Source organism: Candidatus Skiveiella danica (assembly GCF_022705245.1).
GTDB lineage: Bacteria > Pseudomonadota > Gammaproteobacteria > Burkholderiales > Burkholderiaceae_C > Skiveiella > Skiveiella danica.
Genome location: NZ_JAKJEW010000051.1, coordinates 1 through 18,918 on the forward strand (window position 1 = coordinate 1; position 18,918 = coordinate 18,918).

Below are 18,918 nucleotides of genomic sequence, written 5' to 3' on the forward strand. Positions count from 1 at the left end.
GGCACGGACCTGTCTGGCTACAGCCAGGAACAGCTCGACGCCATCGCCGACGAGATCAACAACCGGCCTCGCAAAACCCTCGGATGGGCCTCGCCCATTGAGGTCTACCGCGCTTACCTGGACAAACTCGACAAGGATCCCTTGGCCATCCAGTAAGCTCTCACTGTTGCACTTGGATTTGAGACCGCCCAGCGTCATTTGGTCACATTCAGCTATAGAAAAAGGAGTGATTGCGATGCCGCAAACCGGCAGAGGGCATGCTTGCCCGATAATCGGGGCATGCTCGAACTGCTGTTCATTCGCCACGGCGAAACCGACTGGAACCGCGAACTGCGGTTTCAGGGGCAGGTCGACGTCCCGCTCAACGCCACCGGACACGAGCAGGCGCGCCGCCTGGGCGAGCGGCTGGCCAGCGAGCCTGTCCATCGGCTGTATAGCAGCGATCTGACACGCACCGTGCAGACGGCCGGGCCTGCGGCTGAGCGCCTGCGGTTGCCCAGTGTGGGCCATGTGGCGCTGCGGGAGCAGGCCTTCGGGCTGATCGACGGCATGAGCGTCCCCGATATCCAGCAACAGCATCCCGGCATCTGGGAGCGATGGCTGGCCTTCGACCCGGACTATGCCCCGCCGGGTGGCGAGAGCCAACGGCAATTCCAGGCACGGGTGCTGGGCGCCATGGCGGGCCTGGCGCAACGCCATGCCAGCGAGACGCTGGTGGTTGTCACGCACGGTGGCGTGCTCGACATCCTGTACCGCATGGCGAACGGGCAGCCGCTGGGTGGACCGCGCCAGTGCGACATCCCGAACGCCGGGATCAACCGGGTGCGCACGGACGGGCAGCGGGTCGAAATCGTCAGCTGGGCCGATACCGCGCACCTGACGGACATGCCGCCCCAGCCGGTCTACGACCAGACCCGTCTGGTACGGCCGGCAGCTGACGTCTGAGCCAAGCGGTCCCGCGCCCCGGCCTCAGGGGCCGGGCGGTTGCGGCCACGGACGCTGCACGTCGCGGATCAGCTCGAAGGCACGCGCAACCTGCAGGACACCCAGATCGTCAAAGCGATGACCGGCGATCTGCAGCCCGATGGGCAAGCCGGCCGAGGTATAGCCGCAGTTGATTGATGCGGCCGGCTGTTCCGACATGTTGTAGGGCACGGTGAAGCCGATGTGTTCCAGGGGATGCAGCGGATCGTTGGTGGGAGAGGGCAGTTCGGCCGGGAAGGCCGGCATCGGCGCCGTCGGGGAAATGACATAGTCAAAGGCGGCGCAGGCCTTGACGCTGGCCACGCGCACCGCATGGAACTGGCTGGCAGCGTGAAAGACGGCCTCGCCGTCCATGCCGGTGGCGCTGTCGGCCCAGGCCCGGATGTAGGGCAGCACCCTGGCCTTGTCTGCAGGCATCAGTGCATTCATGTCGAGGCGCGAACGCATGCGCCAGAAGTGGTCCATGCCGTCGAGCATGGTCTGGGTCATGAAGGGGCGCATGGGCTCGACGATCGCGCCCGCGGCCTCGAACCGTCGTGCGGCCGCCTGCACCGCTGCCAGCACCTCGGGTTCGGCTGGCAGGCCGCATCCGGCGTCCAGAAGCAGACCGATCTTCAGTCCGCGCAGCCGCTCGGTTCCTTGATCGAACGAGTCCCATGCGATGACCTGCCACGGCAGGCTCATGCTGTCGCGCGCGTCGGGCCGGCTCAGCGCCGCCATCATCGCGGCCGCGTCGGCAACCCGGCGCGTCATGGGACCGGCCGCGCGCCCGGTGTAGGGTGGATCGATCGGAATGCGGCCCAGGCTCGGCTTGAGGCTGAAGATGCCGCACCAGCCTGCGGGCAGGCGCAGCGAGCCGCCGATGTCGGTGCCCACGTGCAGAGGGCCGTAGCCGGCGGCGGCCGCTGCCGCACCGCCGGCGCTGGAGCCGCCGGGGGTCTTGCTCAGGTCCCAGGGGTTGCGGCTGAGCGGGTGAAAGCTGGACAGCCCGGACGACAGCATGCCGTAGTCGGGCATGGTGGTCTTGCAGACCAGCACCGCACCGGCTTCCCGCAGACGCGCCGCAGGCGGCGCATCGGCGGGCGCGGGCACCAGTTGCGTCGCGGCGGTCCCCAGCGGCACCGGGTCGCCCTGCGTGGCAATGTTTTCCTTGATCGTGACCGGCACGCCGTCCAGCGGACCGAGCGCTTTGCCTTCGCGCCAGCGGGCCTCGGATGCACGGGCCTGCACGAGGGCGTGTTCAGGGCGTAGCAGGTAGCTGGCGCACAGGTGGGGCTCCCATCGGTGGATGTGCTCCAGTACCGCCTGGGTGACCGCGACCGGAGAGAGCTGACCGGTGCGGTAACTGTCGGCGAGCTCTGCCGCCGAAAGCGCGTGAAGGTCGGACAAGAGCCAGGCCGATCAGGACCAGGACAGCGCGCCGATGTCGTTCACGAACAGCGGCATGTCCTTCCACAGGCCGCGGATGCCCTTCTGGGCCACGGTGATCCATTGCGGCTGGAACAGGAAGGCATGGACCGCGTCATTGGCCAGCATGCGCTGCGCGTCGCCCAGGAGCTTGGCCCGATCGGCGGCGCGCGGTGCGTTGTTGATCTTGTCGTAGATCTCGTTGAACTTGGGCGATTCGTAGTTCCAGTAATAGCCAGACTTGGTGAAGTTGCCAAGGTCGAACGGCTCGACATGCGAAATGATCGTCAGGTCGTAGTTCTTGTTGCCGTAGACGCCGCTGAGCCACTGGGCCCACTCGACGTTCTGCAGCTTGGCCACAATGCCGACCTTGGCCAGCTGCGCGGCGATGACCTCGCCGCCCTGGCGTGCATACGGAACCGGAGGCAGGACCACGCTGAGCTCCAGCGGTGTCTTGACGCCGGCCTCGGACAACAGGGCGCGGGCCTTGTCCGGGTTGTAGGGGTTGATGCCGGTGGTGTCCACATAGCCGAATGCGCCGGGCACGTAATGGCTGCCGATGGGCACACCGAATCCGTCGACGGCGCCTTCGATTACGGCCTTGCGGTCGATGGCCGCCGCTATGGCGCGGCGCACCCGCACGTCGTCGAGGGGCTTCTTCTTGTTGTTGATCGCCAGGATGGTCTTGGCGCGCGAGCCGCTGATGATGATCTGGAAGCGCGGGTCCCGCTTGAACTGCTCCAGGCTGCGCGCCGCAGCCACGCGTGGAAATGCGTCCACATCGCCCGATAGCAGGGAAGCGACCTGCGCGGCCGGGTCGGAAATGAACCGGAAGGTCGCCTTGTTCATCTTGATGGCGGCCGCATTGCGGAAGTTCGGCCACTTGACCAGCGTGACGGAGGCGCCTTGCTTCCAGCTGTCGAGCTTGTAAGGCCCGGTGCCGACCGGTTTCGTGGCGTTGGTGTCGGCGCTCTTGGGCTCGACGATGACCGCGGTGGCCTGCCCCATCAGGAACAGGAAGTCCGGGTTGAGCTCCTTGTTGATCACGACCACGGTGTGCTCGTCCACCACGCCGACGCGCTCCATCGAGGCGAACGTGCGCTTGTCCTTGTTGGTGCTCTTTTCACCGGCGGCGCGCTCGAAAGAGAACTTGACGGTGGAGGCGTTGAACGGCTCGCCGTTCTGGAATTTCACGCCCTTGCGCAGCTTGAAGGTGTAGGTCTTGAGGTCGGGCGAGACTTCCCAGCTCTCCGCCAGCAGCGGCGTGACGCTGCCGTCGGAGTTGATCTTGGTGAGGGTCTCGAAGATGTTGTACAGGACGATTTCGGCTATCGCAGAGGCGGCGCTGGCCGTGGGGTCGAGTCCGGCAGTCGGCTCCAGCGTCATGCCCAGGACCACGGCGTCCTTGCGCTTCTGGGCCAGCGAAGCAAGCGGCAGGGTCGCCAGGGAGGCGGCTGCGACGGAGTTGATTGCAAAGTCACGGCGTTTCATGGATGGCTCTCCTGTTAATGGGCGCATATTAGCAATGAAATGATCCTGCCAGGCGTCAGAAGGCCACGCGGGGAACGGCGTCGACCAGCTTGCGCGTGTATGGGTGCACCGGCCGCGTGAACAGCGTCTGCGGCCTGCCGGACTCGACGATCAGGCCACCCTGCATGACCGCGACGTCGTCGCAAAGATGCTGGACCACCGCAAGGTCGTGGCTGATGAGCAGGTAGGTCACGCCGAACTGCTCCTGCAAGTCCATCATCAGGTTCAGCACCTGGGCCTGCACCGACACATCCAGCGCGCTGACCGGCTCGTCGGCGACGATCAGTTTCGGGCGGGTGATCAGCGCCCGTGCGATCGCAATGCGCTGGCGCTGCCCGCCGGAGAATTCGTGCGGGAACTTGTCCAGATCCGACTGGCGCAGGCCGACCGCATCCAGCGCCTGGGCCACGCGCTCGCGCTGTTCCGATCGCGAAGGCGTGTGCGGCGCAGCCAGCGCGGCCAAGGGCTCGGCCACGATGCGCGCGACGGACTGGCGCGGGTCGAGCGAGCCGAAGGGGTCCTGGAAGACCATCTGGAAGTCGCGCCGGGCACTGCGCAAGGCATCGGCTTGCAGCGCGTACAGGTCGCGCCCTTCCAGCCGCACGCTGCCGCTTGTGGGCGCCTCCAGGGCCATCACACAGCGCGCCAGCGTGGATTTTCCGGAGCCGGATTCGCCGACGATGCCGAAGCTGCGCCCGGCCTGAACGTTCAGGCTGACGCCGCGCAGGGCCTCCAGGACCCTGGGGGGGCTCAGCAGGCTTTCGCGTGGCAGCCGGAAGTGCTTGACGAGGCGCTCGACGGCGAGCAGCGGTGCGGGCGTGTTCATCCAGCCGACTCCAGCAAGGCGCAACGGGCGTGGTGCTCATGCCCGAGCCGGGAGTCGGCTGGCATCCGGGATTCGCAGGTGGGCATCGCCACGGCGCAACGTCCGGCAAACGGGCAGCCGGGGGGCATGTGGCGCAACTCCGGCACGTTGCCCGGGATGGCGGCCAGGCGGGCGCGTTGGCCACCCGGCTGGCGCTCCTGCGGACCGAGTTGCGGCCGGGAGCCGAACAGGCCCTGGGTGTACGGATGGGCGCGCCGGGTGAACACGTCGCGGGTGGGGCCGCTCTCGACCACCAGGCCACCGTACATCACCATCATGCGCTCGACATTCTGGGCAATGACGCCGAGGTCGTGGGAGATCAGGATCAGCCCCATGGAACGTTCGCGCACCAGATCGCGAATCAGCTGCAGGATCTGCCCGGCGATGGTGACATCCAGCGCCGTGGTGGGCTCGTCCGCGATCAGCAGGTCGGGCCCACAGGCCAGCGCCATGGCAATCGTGATGCGCTGGCGCTGTCCGCCGGAAAACTGGTGCGGCCAGGCGTCGAAGCGGCGCGCGGCGTCCGCGATACCGACGCGGTCGAGCAGGGCCACCGCCTCCTTGCGCGCGGCGGCCGCGTTCAGGCCGCGGTGCAGGCGCAACGGCTCGGCCACCTGGTGTCCGACGGTGTGGACCGGGTTGAGGGCCGACATGGGCTCCTGGAAGACCATGCCGATCCGGTCGCCACGCAGGGCGCACCAGCGGGCCTCGCTTTGTCCGATCATTTCCTCGCCGTGAAAGCGCAGACTGCCCGAGGCCACGGCGCCCTCGGGTTGCAGGCCCATGATTGTCATGGCGGTCAACGACTTGCCGCAGCCCGACTCGCCCACCAGTCCCAGAGTCTCACCACGGCGCAGCGTGAAGCTCACGCCGCGCACGGCGTTCACCATGCCGCCATGCGTGCGCAGACGAAGGCCCAGGTCGTTGACTTCCAGCAAGGGCGAGGTGTTCATCATGGTTTCAGCGCTTGCGGGTCAGGCGCGGATCAAGCAGGTCGCGCAGCCCATCGCCCAGCAGGTTCAGTCCCAGCACTGCCAGCGCGATCGCCACGCCCGGGTAGACGGCCAGCATCGGGCTCTGGAACAGCAGTGTCTGGGCCTCGCTGAGCATGCGGCCCCAGGACGGTTGGGGCGGCTGGGTGCCCAGGCCCAGATAGGACAGGGCCGCTTCGGCCAGGATCGCGATGGCGAACTGGATGGTTGCCTGCACGATCAGGACCGAGGCGATGTTGGGCAGCACGTGCTCGATCGTGATGCGCCATGGCCCCTTGCCGCAGGCCTGGGCCGCCAGGATGAAGTCGCGTGAGCCGATGGCGTTGGCCGAAGCGCGGGTGACGCGCGCGAAGGTGGGGATGTTGAAGATGCCGATGGCGATGATCGAATTGACGATGCCGGCGCCGAAGACGGCAGTCATCATGATCGCGGACAGGATGGCGGGAAAGGCAAACGTGAAATCGGCCAGGCGCATGATCAGCTCCTCGACCCAGCCGCGACGTGCCGATGCCACGAGCCCCAGCGCGCCACCGATGCCCAGGCCAATGCCCACCGCGATGACGCCGACCAGGATGGAGTTGCGCGCGCCCACCAGCAGCAACGAGGCGACGTCGCGCCCGAACGGGTCTGTGCCCAGCCAGTGCGCGGCCGAAGGGGGCTGCAGCTTGCCTGCCAGATTCATCTCGTAGGGTGACCAGGGTGTCCAGACCAGCGACAGGGCAGCGGCGGCGACCAGCAGCAGGGTCAGCGCGCTGCCGATGACGAAACTGGGGTGCCGCAACGCGCGGTGCATGAAGCCCCCCCACGCACGGGTTGCCGGCGACATCGCTGGCACGGCGCTCAAAAGGAAGACTCCCGGCTCATATGTCGCTGGCCTTCACGCGGGGGTCGATCACCGCGTACAGCAGATCGACGACGAAATTCACGATGACCACCATCGCCGCCAGCAGCATGACGCAGTTGCGCACGACGATCAGGTCCCGGTTCGAGATCGACTGGAAGATCAGCCGCCCCAGGCCCGGAAGGTAGAAGACGTTCTCCACGACGATCGTGCCGGCCAGCAGGTTGGCGAACTGCAAGCCCATCACGGTGACCACCGGAATCAGGGCATTGCGCAGCACATGGCGCCACAGGGTTGCGCGGCGCGAGAGCCCTTTCGCGCGCGCGGTGCGCACATAGTCTTCACGCATGACCTCCAGAACGGCCGAGCGCGTGATGCGCGCCAGGATGGCCGCCTGGACGACGGCCAGCGAAATCGCCGGCAGAAGCAAGGCTTTGACACCGCCCAGAACGCCCTCATCCTCCCAGCCCGGGAAGCCACCGGCGGCAAACCATCGCAGATGCACTGCAAAAAGAAGGATCAGCAGGATGGCAAACCAGAAGTTGGGTATGGCCACGCCCACCTGCGTGGCGGCCATCAGCCCGACATCGCCGGCGCGATTGTGGTGGGACGCGGCATATACGCCGACGGCCAGCGCCAGCACCGTGGTCATGGCCATTGCCATCACCGCCAGCGGTACGGTCAGCGTCAGGCGCTCGAGCACCAGTTCCAGCACCGGGGTGCTGTAGACATAGCTGTTACCCAGGTTGCCAGTCAGCATGCCAGCGATCCAGGATCCGTAGCGTTGAAGGGGCGGGTGATCCAGCCCCAACTGGCGGGCCAGTGCCTGGACGGCTTCGGGCGAGGCGTCGGGCCCCATCAAAATCTGCGCGGCGTTGCCCGGCAGGATCTCGAGTACCCAGAAGACGACCACGGACGCCGCCAGCAGGGTGGCGATCAACGTGAGCAGGCGCTTCAGCAGGAAGAGGGGCATGTCCGATGGGAGTCATCCGGTCCGCGCGACCGGGGTGGCCGGACGGATCGGAAGGCCATTATCCGTGCAAGCGGGGGGTCGGTGCCGCCGGCGTCGTTCTAACCCGGTGAGCCGCAGTGTTGGCTTGAACCGTCGATAATCAGGGACATGAATCGCCCAGTCCGTCACGTGCGTGCCACATCTGCAGAGGTCGGGGCCGGTGCCGCATTCCCAGGGGGTGGCGCATGGCCTTGATGATCACCGACGAGTGCATCAATTGCGACGTCTGCGAGCCCGAGTGCCCCAACGAAGCCATCTACCTCGGCGCAGAGATCTACGAGATCGACCCCGGGAAATGCACCGAATGCGTGGGTCATTTCGACGAGCCGCAGTGCGTTCAGGTGTGTCCGGTGGCCTGCATTCCCTTGCACCCGGGCCATGTGGAGAGCCAGCAGACGCTATGGCAGAAATTCCAGCGCCTGCAGGCGGCCAGTGCCGTCAAGGACTCCTGAATCGAGTTTTTCAGGGTCTTTTCGGGCCTTTCCCAGCGTCAAATGGCCATGAGACGCTATCAATTTGATAAATGGCGACGCCCTGGTTCTATTCGGGCCGAGGCGGCTTGGGCCGAGGGGGCTTGGCGGTATGAATCAGCAACGTGGCCTTGTCCATCTCTCCAGCCATGAGGGCGGGGACGCTGTGCAGGGCGCGCACGATGCAGGTGTCGATGGCCTCGCGTTGCTCGGCCAGAGGCTTCTTGAGCACCCAGTTGATCACCTCGGCCTTCACGCCGGGATGTCCGATGCCCAGGCGCAGGCGCCAATAGTCCGATGTGCCCAGCTGGGCATGAATGTCACGCAGACCGTTGTGACCGGCGTGACTGCCGCTGAACTTGAGCTTGACCTGCCCTGGCGTCAGATCGAGTTCGTCGTGCGCCACCAGGATTTCGTCCGGCTGGATCTTGTAGAAGCGCGCCAGCGCGGCCACCGAGCGGCCTGACAGGTTCATGAAGGTCTGTGGTTGCAGCAACCACACGGTGTGGCCGTGGACACTGGCGCGCGCCACGCGACCCTGGAAACCCTTTTCCGGCTGAAGGCCCACCTTGAGCTCAGCGGCCAGCGCGTCGATCCACCAGAAGCCGGCGTTGTGCCGCGTGGCTTCGTATTCGGGGCCGGGGTTGCCCAGGCCAACAAAGAGTTTGATCATGGCAGGCGATTATCTGTGCTCAAAAAGCAGAACGGCCCACCGAAGTGGGCCGTGCGGGCGCTCATGCGTGGTCGTGCTTACTTCTTGCCCTTGCCCTTGGCAGCGGGTGCGGCAGGCGCGGCAGCGGCTGCGGCCGCATCGGGCGCCGGCGTTTCAGCGGCAGCAACCACCACGGCGGAAACCACAACCGGGTTGTTCTTGCCATGCGTGACTGCAGACACCCCCTTGGGCAGGCTGATGTCCGCCAGGCGCAGCGACATACCCTTGTGAAGGCCGCTGAGGTCCACCGTGATGAACTCAGGCAGGTCGGACGGCAGGCACAGGACGTCGATTTCCGTGACCACGTGGTTGGCAATGCAGCCATCCGTCTTGATCGCGGGGGAGTTTTCTTCGCCGACGAAGTGCAGCGGCACCTTCATGTGCAGCTTGGTGGTGGCATCCACGCGCTGGAAATCGATGTGCAGGATCTGCTGCTTGTACGGGTGCATCTGCACGTCGCGCAACAGGACCTTGTTCTCTGCGCCGTTCAGTTCCATATCCAGAACGCTGGAATGGAAGGCTTCTTTCTTCAGGGCATGCCACAGGGCGTTGTGATCGAGCTCGATCAGCTGGGGTTCGGCGGCACCACCGTAAACGATACCGGGCGTGCGACCGGTGATGCGGAGACGGCGGCTCGCACCCGTACCCTGCTTGGCGCGCTCAAAAGCGACAAATTTCATTTTCAACTCCAAAAGAGAGCCCACCGCGACCAGTGTGGCTCCAACCAAAAAAGGCCTGCTTCACGCTGCCGTGCCGCAGACCCGCGATGTGTTCCCGATCAGAACAGGTGATCCTGATCCGAGAACAAACTCATGACCGACTCGCCCTTGGCGATGCGCTGAATGGTTTCAGCGATCAGTGGCGCGACCGAAAGCTGCCGGATCTTCTGGCAGTTGCGGGCGTCATTGCTCAGAGGAATGGTGTCGGTGACGACGACCCCATCCAGCGCTGTTCCGTTGGCGATGCGATCGACGGCCGGTCCGGAAAAGATGGGGTGCGTGCAGTAGGCGTAAACCTTTTTGGCGCCACGCGCCTTGAGGACTTCGGCGGCCTTCACCAAGGTGCCGGCGGTGTCGATCATGTCGTCCATGATGACGCAGTTGCGTCCTTCGATTTCACCGATGACGTGCATGACCTCGCTGACATTGGCCTTGGGACGGCGTTTGTCGATGATGGCCAGGTCGCATCCGAGCTGCTTGGCCAGTGCGCGTGCGCGAACCACGCCACCTACGTCCGGAGAAACCACGATGAGGTTCTCGTAGTCTTTCTGTCGCAGGTCGCCCAGCAGGACCGGCGAGGCGTAGATGTTATCGACCGGGATGTCAAAAAAGCCCTGGATCTGGTCGGCGTGCAAGTCCATCGTCAGCACGCGGGCCACGCCCACCGTTTGCAGCAGGTTGGCCACCACCTTGGCCGAAATGGGCACGCGGGTGGAGCGCGGACGCCGGTCCTGGCGGGCGTAGCCGAAATAGGGAATCACGGCGCTGATGCGTTCGGCCGAGGCGCGCTTGAGCGCGTCGACCATGATCAGCAGTTCCATGAGGTTTTCGTTGGTCGGCGCACAGGTGGACTGCACCACGAACACATCGCGGGCCCTCACGTTCTGTTTGATTTCGACAGTGACTTCGCCGTCGGAAAAGCGACCCACATCCGCTGCACCCAGCGTGGTTCCCAGATGACGAGCGATCTCGGCCGCGAGCGCCGGGTTGGCATTGCCGGTGAAAACCATGAAGTCGGGTTGGTTGGCTTGCATGAGCATCCCAGCAGTCAAAAAATATGCCACTACGTACGACGTATTTGGCAGGGGAGGAAGGATTCGAACCTTCGCATGCTGGAATCAAAATCCAGTGCCTTAACCAGCTTGGCGACTCCCCTACACAGGTGGACAGATTTTCACTGCCCACCGTTCAACTGTCGCTGGATGCCCAGCCCTGCAAGGGATGAACAGCCAAATTGCTGCATGTTCTGACCTGCCATGTGCCAGGCACACTGCCGAGGTCAATGCCATCCAGCATTTGCGCAAACACCGCGCTTCCAGAGCCTGTCATCCGGCCCTCCAGACCGACCGCTTCAAGCCAGTCAAGGGCTTGGCCGATCTGGGGACATTGCCTCATCGCGACGGGCTGCAGATCGTTACGTCCGAAGTCGTAAGGGTGTGCTGCAAAGCCTGAGATTGTAGCAGGAATTGTGTCGCGCTTCAGGTCGTGGCTCGCAAAAATCGACGCGGTCTCGACTCCCACGGGTGGCTTGATCACAACAAACCGTGCTGAAGGCAGTTCCAGCGGGGTGATGATATCGCCGACGCCTTCCACCCAGGCGTTGCGTCCTCTGACAAAAAAAGGCACGTCGGCACCCAGACGGATGGCCAGTGCCAAAAGTTGCTCGATCGATAGGTTCAGCTTCCACAGGCGGCTCAACGCCATCAGGCAACTGGCTGCATCGGAGGAGCCGCCTCCCATGCCCGCTTGAGCGGGGACGCGCTTTTCGACACTGATATCGACCCCGAGGGGACATTGGCTGAACGATTGAAGGCTGCGTGCGGCGCGGATGACAAGATCGTCTGGCGGCAGAGCTTCGGTCAGGTCCCGGCGGGTGATGACCCCGTCGCTACGGAGTTCGAAGTGAAGGGTGTCGCACCAGTCGATCAGCATGAAAACCGATTGCAGGAGGTGGTAACCATCCGGGCGGCGCCCGGTGACGTGCAGGAACAGGTTGAGTTTGGCCGGTGCCGGTACGTCGTATAGCGACTTCATTGCGGGATTATCGTCTTCGGTCCCACGGTTTCGGACGGCACATCCAGGATCAGCTTCAGTTCCGCGACCGGCGCCGGAACCTCCCGTCGCGCCCGCAGGCGACCCTGACCGAGTTGGGAAAGATCCGGTTGCCAGCCACCCGCGGTGGTGCCGACGCCCTTGAGCCAGTCGAACAGGGCCTGAATGGGCAAGGCGGTACCGGTCGCTTCGCGGCTCAGGGCTTCAACCGAGTCCGCCTGATGCGTCGTCTGCCCGTTGCGCAGGCGGGCATCGCCCGGCGCCCAGCGCATTTCTGCGACGACGTTGCCCAGGGGACTGATCAGGCTCAGTTCGCCGGCGTCCGCCGTTCCCTTGAGTTCAAAAGTGGCAAAGAAGGCCTGCGGCGGCTCGGTGGCCAGGTTCAATGCCATCCGGCCAGACCAGCTGTCTGAGGGCGGACCCTCGCGCCGGTTTTCAATAGCCGTCGTGCTGCATCCGGCCAACAGGTGGGCAGCAAGCGCCAGAAGGAAGAAGAGGCGCCGCGCGGCATTCACGGATTCACCTGAAACCGCCTCAGAGTCTCGGTGAGGGTTTCGCTTTCAGAACCCTCCCGCAAGCCTTCTTTCCAGACCGTCAAGGCCTGCTCGCGCTGACCCGACACCCAGAGCACCTCTCCAAGGTGTGCCGCGATGTCTGGGTCGGGTCGCGCTTTGTATGCGCTTTGAAGGATCTTCAGCGCTTCGGACGTGTTGCCGCTGCGAAACTCGACCCACCCGAGACTGTCCCGGATCATGGGGTCATCTGGGGCAAATTCGAGGGCCTTGTTGATCAGTTGCCGGGCTTCGGCCAAGCGGATGTTGCGATCGGCAAATGAGTAGCCGAGCGCGTTGTAAGCATGGTGGTAATCCGGTTTCGCAGCAACGAGCGCACGCAACAGCCGCTCCATGGCTTCAAAGTTGCCCATTTTTTCGGCCACAAGCGCCTGGTCGTAGAGGAGCTCGTGGTCTTCGGGCTTGCGCTGGATGGCGGCGCCGAGCAATTCGTACGCCTCCACCAGTTTTCCGTTCTCGCGCAGCAATTGCACCTCCGCCATCAGCCTTGTGCGCTCGTCGGCGGGTGTTGCCGCTGGCCAGGCTTGTATCAGCTCGCGAGCCTGCTCCATGCGGCCCTGCCGCGCGAGGAGCTGGGCACGTCGGGTCGTAATAATGATTCTGTCGCCCGGGTTCTCGATCCTCTCCAGCCACTTCTCGGCCAAGGCGAAGTTCTTGCGCTTCTCGGCGATCTGGGAAAGACCGAGAAATGCCTCAGTCTGGGCGCGCTGCTGTGCATCCGAGGTGGGATTGGGAGTGACCTCCAGGTAGCGACCCAGCGACATCTGCGCCGGCTCCAGGCGGTTCTCCTGGAGTTGCAGGAGTCCCAGGGTGAGCCAGGCAGGTGCGTACGCGGGGCGCTCCTTGGTCAGCAACTCGAGCTGATGAAGGGCATCCGCGGGCCGTTGCGCGTCCAGAAGCACACGGGCATATGCCATGCGGACTTCTGGTGTCGGATTCTTTTCCAGGACGCTTCGGACCAGGGGTTCGGCAAGAGGTTGGCCGGGTGCCATCAACTCCAGCGCCAGCAAGGCCGCATCTTCATCACCCGCATCGATTCCCACAGCTTTGCGAGCCGCGTCAAGTGCACCTGCAGTCTCGCCGGCCATTGCACGCATCCGTCCAATGGCGACCCAGGCCGCAGCTCCGGTCTCTTTTCGATTCAGGTGATCGGCCAAGGCCTGCTCGACGACGCGAGCCGCCATCTTCTTGTCGGTCACCCGCATGAACCCGCGCGGAATCGCGGCGATGATGCCGGCGCGATCCCGCAGGGGTGTGGCAGCCAATTCTGAAGCCAGGAGGGCGCCGACATCGGACAGGCGGTTCAACGCCAGCATCAATTGCAGAGTGGTCCGCTTCGCCTCGCGGGATTCCGGTTGGGCCTGCATCCAGGCTCTTACCGCCTGCAGGGCGGCTTCCCCGGCCCGTGATTGAACGGCGACGGTTACGGCGCGCTGGTACAAATCCGGGTCATTCGTCTTGCGCGCGGCATCCAGCAGCAGCGAATAGCCGGCTCCGGGATCTCCGTCCTGGACATTGAGTTCGCCGAGCAGCAGCTGATAGAAAAGCGAGGCATCCATTGCCGAGGCGCGCACCGCGTTCTTGCCATCGTCTCCTGCGGAGGCTGACTGCGCGAAGGTCCCCAAGGGAAGCAGCAGGACGGCAAGGATACAGAATACGGACTTCATCGGCTCATAATAATCCAAGGGCTTCGGCCCTGTCGTGCCATGCCAGAATTACCCGAGGTTGAGGTCACGCGAAGGAGTTTTTCCGAACGCATCGCCGGCGCGCGCATTCGGGCGGTTCGTTTGGGCAAGCCGTTGCGCTGGCCGCTGGGCGAAGCTGCGGACACACTGTGCGGACTCGCCGTTCTGGCAGTCCGACGCCGGGGCAAATACCTTTTGCTGGACCTGTCGGAAGGCTGGTTGTTGCTGATTCATCTGGGCATGTCGGGCAGTCTCCAGTTCTCCAATGATTTACCCCCGGGCGGTTCCCACGATCACTTCGATCTGGTGACAACCGCCGGAACCTTGCGATTGCATGACCCGCGCCGGTTTGGCGCCGTGGTCCTCACAACGGGGCAGACGTCCGCGACCGCCATCAAGTTGCTTGGGCGGCTGGGCGTTGAGCCGCTTGAAGACGATTTCACGGCAACCGCCTTTCACGTGGCCCTGAAGACCCGCAGTGCGGCCATCAAGCAGGTGTTGTTAACCGGTGATGTCGTTGTGGGCGTCGGCAACATTTATGCGTCCGAAGCGCTTTTTCTTGCGGGCATACGGCCCACAGTGCGGGCTTCGCGGATCACCGCAGCGCGCGCTGAAAGGCTTCGCGCAGCCATTCGCGACGTCCTGGCGAGGGCGTTAGAGCAGGGAGGAAGCACGCTGCGGAACTTTTCCAGTTCCGATGGCCAGGTCGGGCACTTCCAGTCGGAAGCGATGGTTTATGGGCGTGCCGGGCAGGCCTGTCGGCAATGCGCCAGTCCGATCCTTCAGATCCGTCAGGGCCAGCGGTCGACCTTTTATTGCAAGGTGTGTCAGCGAACGTAGGACTTCGGACAGGCAAGACGCGGTGTTATATTGATTTGCTAGCGGGAGGCGTCGTGGCGGCATCATTCAACCAACAGTTCGACCAGCATGGTGCATGGCGCCGGGAGTTCAGCCTGCGCCTGAAGTTGCTGGGCGACTGGATGAAGGATCATGAGCTGCTCGATGCGGCGCTGCAAGACCGCCTCCAGCGTCTGGAGACCCAGGTTCGTGCCGACAAGGTCATGGTGGCCTTTGTTGCTGAGTTCTCTCGGGGGAAGTCCGAGCTGATCAACGCGATGTTTTTTTCCGACTACGGTCGGCGCATCATGCCGGCGAGCGCTGGGCGCACTACGATGTGTCCGACCGAGATCGGATATGACCCGGATGTGCCTCCCTGTTTGCGGCTGTTGCCGATCGAAACGCGACTGCAGCCCCAAGCCTTGATGGAATGGCGTTTGGTGCCGGAAAAGTGGAACCGCATCGACCTGGACGTCACCAACGCTGAACAACTCGCCGGTGCGATGGAGAAAGTGGCTGAAACGCTCCGAGTCACTCCGGACGAAGCCCGCGCGCTCGGCTTCTGGCATGACGACGCTCCCGCTGACAACCCCTTGCCTGACGCGCAGGGCATGGTGCAGGTGCCGAAGTGGCGTCACGCCCTGATCAACATGGCTCACCCGCTCCTCAAGCAGGGGCTGGTTGTTCTTGATACACCGGGGCTGAATGCCATTGGTGCCGAGCCCGAGTTGACCGTGAACCTGATTCCACAGGCGCAGGCGGCTGTGTTCATCCTGGCGGCCGACACCGGCGTCACCAAATCCGATCTGGCGATCTGGCGCGAGCACCTTGCAACGCAGACCGACGCAGTGGCCGCACGTATCGTGGTTCTCAATAAGATAGACACGATGTGGGATGCGCTCAGCACGCCAGAGGGTGTTCTGGCGCAGATTGACCGACAGTGCGCGACATCCGCAGAGATCCTGGGGGTACCTTTGTCGCAGGTAATTGCGGTATCCGCGCAGAAGGGACTTCTGGCAAAAGTCAATGGCGACAAAATGCTGCTAGCGGCGAGCCGGCTGCCCGTTCTCGAGCAGGCCTTAGGTGAGGGGTTACTGGGGCAGCGTCAGCATATTTTGCAGGCGACTGTTTTGGCCGGGGTTGCAGATTTGCGTTCCGAGGCGGGCCGAGTCATTACGATTCGTCGGCGGGATCTGGCGGAACAGGTTCAAGAGCTCAAGGGCCTGCAGGGCAAGAACTTCACGGTCATCCGGCAGATGCGCAACCGAATCGAGCAGGAGCAGGCCGAGTTCGGCGGCAGCGCGACGCGCATTCATGCCCTGCGGTCGGTCCATCTGAAGATGCTGCGTGATGTTTACGGGGTGCTTGGAACGGGCGCGCTGAAGGCTGAACTCGCCGAACTGAACTCCACGCTGAAGCAACCGGGTATCAAGTTTGGTGTCAAGAAAGCCTACGGGCAGACATTTGATCGGTTGCGGGCAAACCTGCGGCAAGTCCAGGGATTCAACACCGAGATTCATTCCATGCTCGGTGGGACTTTTCTGCAGTTGAATACGGAGTTTGGATTTTCTTTGCATTTGCCAAAGGCGTTTGATCTGGCTTCGCACCTGCGTGATCTGGATAGCGTTGAGCGCGGGCACGTCCAGTATCTGTCTGTCGGAAATTCCATCAGGCTGGCACAGCCCGAATTCGCGGATCGACTGGTACGGGCGTTGGCGACGCGGGTTCGGTCGATTTTCGAAGCCGTGCAGACCGAAATGGAGGCTTGGAACAAGTCAGCCATGGCTCAGCTTGACGTGCAGTTGCGCGAGAGGCGACGTAACTTCGAAAGAAGAATCGAGGCCATCGAGCGCATTCAACAGGCCGCAGGTGGACTGGATGAGAGGATTGAAGAGATCCGAACCCAAGAGGGCGCTTTCGTCCAACTCGACACACGCCTGAACGAGTTGGTTGCCCAGTTCGCTCGGGAGCCAGGCCACGCACCCGGCGAGCAACGGACCCACGCTTTGCCCCATTGAAACCTGGTGCATGAGTTCCAGTGGAAACGACTTCGCATCGGTGGTCATCCGATGGCAGAGAGATCACGGGCGCCATGACTTGCCGTGGCAGCAGACCCGTGATCCCTATCCCGTCTGGCTGTCGGAAATCATGCTGCAACAAACCCAGGTTGGCACGGTCAAGGCCTATTACGCCCGCTTCCTCGAGCGGTTTCCCGATATGGATGCTTTGGCCGCCGCCGACCTCGACGAGGTGCTATCGGTCTGGAGTGGGTTAGGCTATTACAGTCGTGCACGCAATCTTCATCGGTGCGCACAGGCGGTACGGGACCGATTTGGCGGAAAGTGGCCCCGTTCTCCCGATGTGCTTGAGACCTTACCGGGGATTGGGCGTTCAACGGCCGCCGCCATTGCCGCCTTCTGTTTCGGGGAGCGTGTGGCCATCCTGGACGGAAACGTCAGGCGGGTGCTCTCACGCGTCCTCGGATTTGACTCGGACCTGTCGAAGGCGGCGAATCAGCGCGCCCTGTGGGCCTTGGCCGAGCAGCTTCTTCCGGTTGATCATCTCCGCCAGACCATGCCGGCGTACACCCAGGGTCTCATGGATATCGGGGCGACGGTGTGTCGCGCTCGCGGCCCCGACTGTGGCGCCTGCCCGGTGGCCTCCGTCTGCACCGCCCGACGCGACGGAGATCCGCACGCCTATCCTGTCAGGAGCCGAAGGCTGTCCAGAAGTGCGCAATTTCTCTGGTTGCTTTGGGCGGTTCGAGCCGATGGTTCGGTATGGCTTGAGCGACGACCGACGCCTGGCGTCTGGGCCGGACTGTATTGCCTGCCGGTGTTCACGTCATGGGATGCATTGACGTCGTCTGTCGCGGCTCCTGGATCTGCGACCCTCGAATGCCTGCCTGTTGTGGTGCACGCGCTGACCCACAAGGATCTGAGTTTGCACCCGGTACGGATTCCAATGGCAGGAGGTCAATTGACGCCAGGTGATGGCGGTGAATGGTTCAGCGCCGCACGATGGCCAGGTCTCGGCCTGCCGGCTCCGATCAGGAAGATCCTCAGCGCTGCCGGTTGACCGCTCAACGCCAGCTTACCTGGCGTCCAGTTCCCGGTGACGTTTCAAGGTCGTCCATACAGGCGAGAAATGGCGGACCAGTTGTTCAACCAGAAAGACAGAGCGGTGCTGTCCGCCGGTGCAGCCGATCGCCACCGTGACGTAGCTACGGTGGTCGCGTGCCAACGCCTGCAACCAAAAATCCAGAAAATCACGAATATGGAGTTCCATCCTTCGGACATCCTCGTGCTGCTGCAAGTAGGCGGCCACGGGTTCGTCCCGCCCCGTCAGGTTGCGCAATCCTGTCTCATAGTGGGGATTGGGCAGCATCCTGACATCGAACACGTAATCGGCATCGACCGGGATGCCCCGTTTGAAGGCGAATGACTCGAATACCAAGGTCAGCTGGGCAACCGGAGCCGAAATCAGCGCCTTGATGTAGCCCTGCAATTGCGACGAGCGGATGATGCTGGTATCGATCACATGAGCGTGTTCGCGAAGTGTGCCGAGCAACTCGCGCTCGAGCTCGATGGCCTCGACCAGTGCGTGTTGAGCGTCTGCATCGTCGCTGCGGGACAGGGGGTGGCGGCGCCGGGTTTCCGAATAGCGGTGAACCAGCGTCTCGGTCATGGCGTCAAGGAACAAGGATCTGACGCTGATGCCGCGCTTGCGAAGGTCGGCCAGTTGTTCGGGAACAAGCGGCAAGGACGCGGCACTGCGCACATCCATGGCAATGGCCACCTTGCGACCGCGTGGATGCTGTTCAAGCTCGACGAAAGGCAGGAGAAGCTCAGGCGGCAGGTTGTCGACGCAATAGTAGCCCGCGTCTTCCAGTGCATGCAAGGCCACGGACTTGCCAGAGCCGGACATGCCAGTGATGAGGACCACTTCAAGTGTCATGGCGTCACGAAATGAGCGGTTCCCTCGCCGCCTCGGCCCCATTCCAGCATCTCGCGCGCATGCGCGAGTGATGCCGCCGAACCTAGCCTTCCACCGATCATGCGGGCAATCTCAGTGATGCGTTGTCCTTCAACAACTTCGTTGACCGAACTTGCAATGGTTCCCGATGCTTCCTGTTTGGTGACCACCAGATGGTGATCGGCACATGCGGCCACCTGTGGTAGGTGGGTGACAGCAAGAACCTGGCGGTCCTTGCCCAATTGCCGCATCAGGCGTCCGACGG

Annotated in this window: 18 protein-coding genes, 1 tRNA gene and 2 pseudogenes; 6 read left to right on the plus strand and 15 right to left on the minus strand. The window is 63.6% G+C overall.

Annotation, left to right across the window (positions count from 1 at the left end):
* Positions 1–156, plus strand: a pseudogene (locus ACMUOY_RS19055) (IS30 family transposase); the annotation flags it as partial.
* 123 nt (positions 157–279) lie between these two features.
* Positions 280–945 (plus strand): histidine phosphatase family protein, encoded by a 666-nt coding sequence (locus ACMUOY_RS19060; RefSeq protein ID WP_413894320.1) that lies wholly within the window; start codon positions 280–282, stop codon positions 943–945.
* A 24-nt stretch (positions 946–969) separates the two neighbouring features.
* Here ACMUOY_RS19060 and ACMUOY_RS19065 read toward each other — a convergent pair whose 3' ends face one another.
* From ACMUOY_RS19065 to ACMUOY_RS19090, 6 genes are all read right to left on the minus strand, one after another.
* Positions 970–2,373, minus strand: coding sequence for an amidase (locus ACMUOY_RS19065; protein WP_413894321.1), 1,404 nt, complete (start codon positions 2,371–2,373; stop codon positions 970–972).
* Between the two features lie 12 nt (positions 2,374–2,385).
* Complete coding sequence (locus ACMUOY_RS19070; RefSeq protein WP_413894322.1) at positions 2,386–3,882, minus strand: ABC transporter substrate-binding protein; 1,497 nt, start codon at positions 3,880–3,882, stop codon at positions 2,386–2,388.
* Between the two features lie 55 nt (positions 3,883–3,937).
* Entirely contained in the window at positions 3,938–4,747 is an 810-nt protein-coding gene (locus ACMUOY_RS19075) for an ATP-binding cassette domain-containing protein (protein ID WP_413894323.1), read from the minus strand.
* Complete coding sequence (locus tag ACMUOY_RS19080; protein ID WP_413894324.1) at positions 4,744–5,742, minus strand: ABC transporter ATP-binding protein; 999 nt, start codon at positions 5,740–5,742, stop codon at positions 4,744–4,746. Before ACMUOY_RS19080 ends, ACMUOY_RS19075 begins: the two co-directional genes overlap by 4 nt.
* A 4-nt stretch (positions 5,743–5,746) precedes the next feature.
* Complete coding sequence (locus ACMUOY_RS19085; protein ID WP_413894325.1) at positions 5,747–6,571, minus strand: ABC transporter permease; 825 nt, start codon at positions 6,569–6,571, stop codon at positions 5,747–5,749.
* A 67-nt stretch (positions 6,572–6,638) separates the two neighbouring features.
* Positions 6,639–7,592 (minus strand): ABC transporter permease, encoded by a 954-nt coding sequence (locus ACMUOY_RS19090; RefSeq protein ID WP_413894326.1) that lies wholly within the window; start codon positions 7,590–7,592, stop codon positions 6,639–6,641.
* Positions 7,593–7,816: 224 nt separating this feature from the next.
* Between ACMUOY_RS19090 and ACMUOY_RS19095 the strand changes: the two genes are divergently transcribed.
* Positions 7,817–8,083: a YfhL family 4Fe-4S dicluster ferredoxin gene (locus ACMUOY_RS19095; protein ID WP_413894327.1), complete on the plus strand. Its 267-nt coding sequence runs from the start codon at positions 7,817–7,819 to the stop codon at positions 8,081–8,083.
* Between the two features lie 88 nt (positions 8,084–8,171).
* Here ACMUOY_RS19095 and pth read toward each other — a convergent pair whose 3' ends face one another.
* From pth to ACMUOY_RS19130, 7 genes are all read right to left on the minus strand, one after another.
* Entirely contained in the window at positions 8,172–8,774 is a 603-nt protein-coding gene (gene pth, locus ACMUOY_RS19100) for an aminoacyl-tRNA hydrolase (RefSeq protein ID WP_413894328.1), read from the minus strand.
* 77 nt (positions 8,775–8,851) lie between these two features.
* A complete protein-coding gene (locus ACMUOY_RS19105) occupies positions 8,852–9,493 on the minus strand; it encodes a 50S ribosomal protein L25/general stress protein Ctc (RefSeq protein ID WP_413894329.1) in 642 nt (213 codons plus the stop codon).
* Positions 9,494–9,591: 98 nt separating this feature from the next.
* Positions 9,592–10,566 carry a ribose-phosphate pyrophosphokinase gene (locus ACMUOY_RS19110; protein ID WP_413894330.1) on the minus strand — a complete coding sequence of 325 codons (975 nt, stop codon included), beginning with the start codon at positions 10,564–10,566 and terminating at the stop codon, positions 9,592–9,594.
* Positions 10,567–10,611: 45 nt separating this feature from the next.
* A tRNA-Gln gene (locus tag ACMUOY_RS19115) sits at positions 10,612–10,688 on the minus strand.
* Between the two features lie 32 nt (positions 10,689–10,720).
* Positions 10,721–11,566, minus strand: coding sequence for a 4-(cytidine 5'-diphospho)-2-C-methyl-D-erythritol kinase (gene ispE / locus ACMUOY_RS19120; protein WP_413894331.1), 846 nt, complete (start codon positions 11,564–11,566; stop codon positions 10,721–10,723).
* Positions 11,563–12,099, minus strand: coding sequence for a lipoprotein insertase outer membrane protein LolB (locus ACMUOY_RS19125; RefSeq protein WP_413894332.1), 537 nt, complete (start codon positions 12,097–12,099; stop codon positions 11,563–11,565). The genes ispE and ACMUOY_RS19125 overlap by 4 nt, the downstream gene beginning before the upstream one ends.
* Positions 12,096–13,823 (minus strand): tetratricopeptide repeat protein, encoded by a 1,728-nt coding sequence (locus ACMUOY_RS19130; protein WP_413894333.1) that lies wholly within the window; start codon positions 13,821–13,823, stop codon positions 12,096–12,098. The genes ACMUOY_RS19125 and ACMUOY_RS19130 overlap by 4 nt, the downstream gene beginning before the upstream one ends.
* Positions 13,824–13,862: 39 nt before the next feature.
* Between ACMUOY_RS19130 and mutM the strand changes: the two genes are divergently transcribed.
* From mutM to mutY, 3 genes are read left to right on the plus strand one after another with little or no spacing between them, the layout of a single operon-like run.
* Entirely contained in the window at positions 13,863–14,681 is an 819-nt protein-coding gene (gene mutM, locus ACMUOY_RS19135) for a bifunctional DNA-formamidopyrimidine glycosylase/DNA-(apurinic or apyrimidinic site) lyase (protein WP_413894334.1), read from the plus strand.
* A 53-nt stretch (positions 14,682–14,734) separates the two neighbouring features.
* Positions 14,735–16,696: a dynamin family protein gene (locus ACMUOY_RS19140; protein WP_413894335.1), complete on the plus strand. Its 1,962-nt coding sequence runs from the start codon at positions 14,735–14,737 to the stop codon at positions 16,694–16,696.
* Between the two features lie 10 nt (positions 16,697–16,706).
* Positions 16,707–17,756, plus strand: coding sequence for an A/G-specific adenine glycosylase (gene mutY, locus ACMUOY_RS19145; RefSeq protein ID WP_413894336.1), 1,050 nt, complete (start codon positions 16,707–16,709; stop codon positions 17,754–17,756).
* A 15-nt stretch (positions 17,757–17,771) separates the two neighbouring features.
* Here mutY and rapZ read toward each other — a convergent pair whose 3' ends face one another.
* The gene (gene rapZ / locus ACMUOY_RS19150) at positions 17,772–18,635 is read right to left on the minus strand and encodes an RNase adapter RapZ (protein ID WP_413894337.1); all 864 of its coding nucleotides are present in this window, start codon (positions 18,633–18,635) and stop codon (positions 17,772–17,774) included.
* Positions 18,632–18,918, minus strand: a pseudogene (locus ACMUOY_RS19155) (DNA repair protein RecN); the annotation flags it as partial. The pseudogene ACMUOY_RS19155 and the gene rapZ, both read right to left, overlap by 4 nt.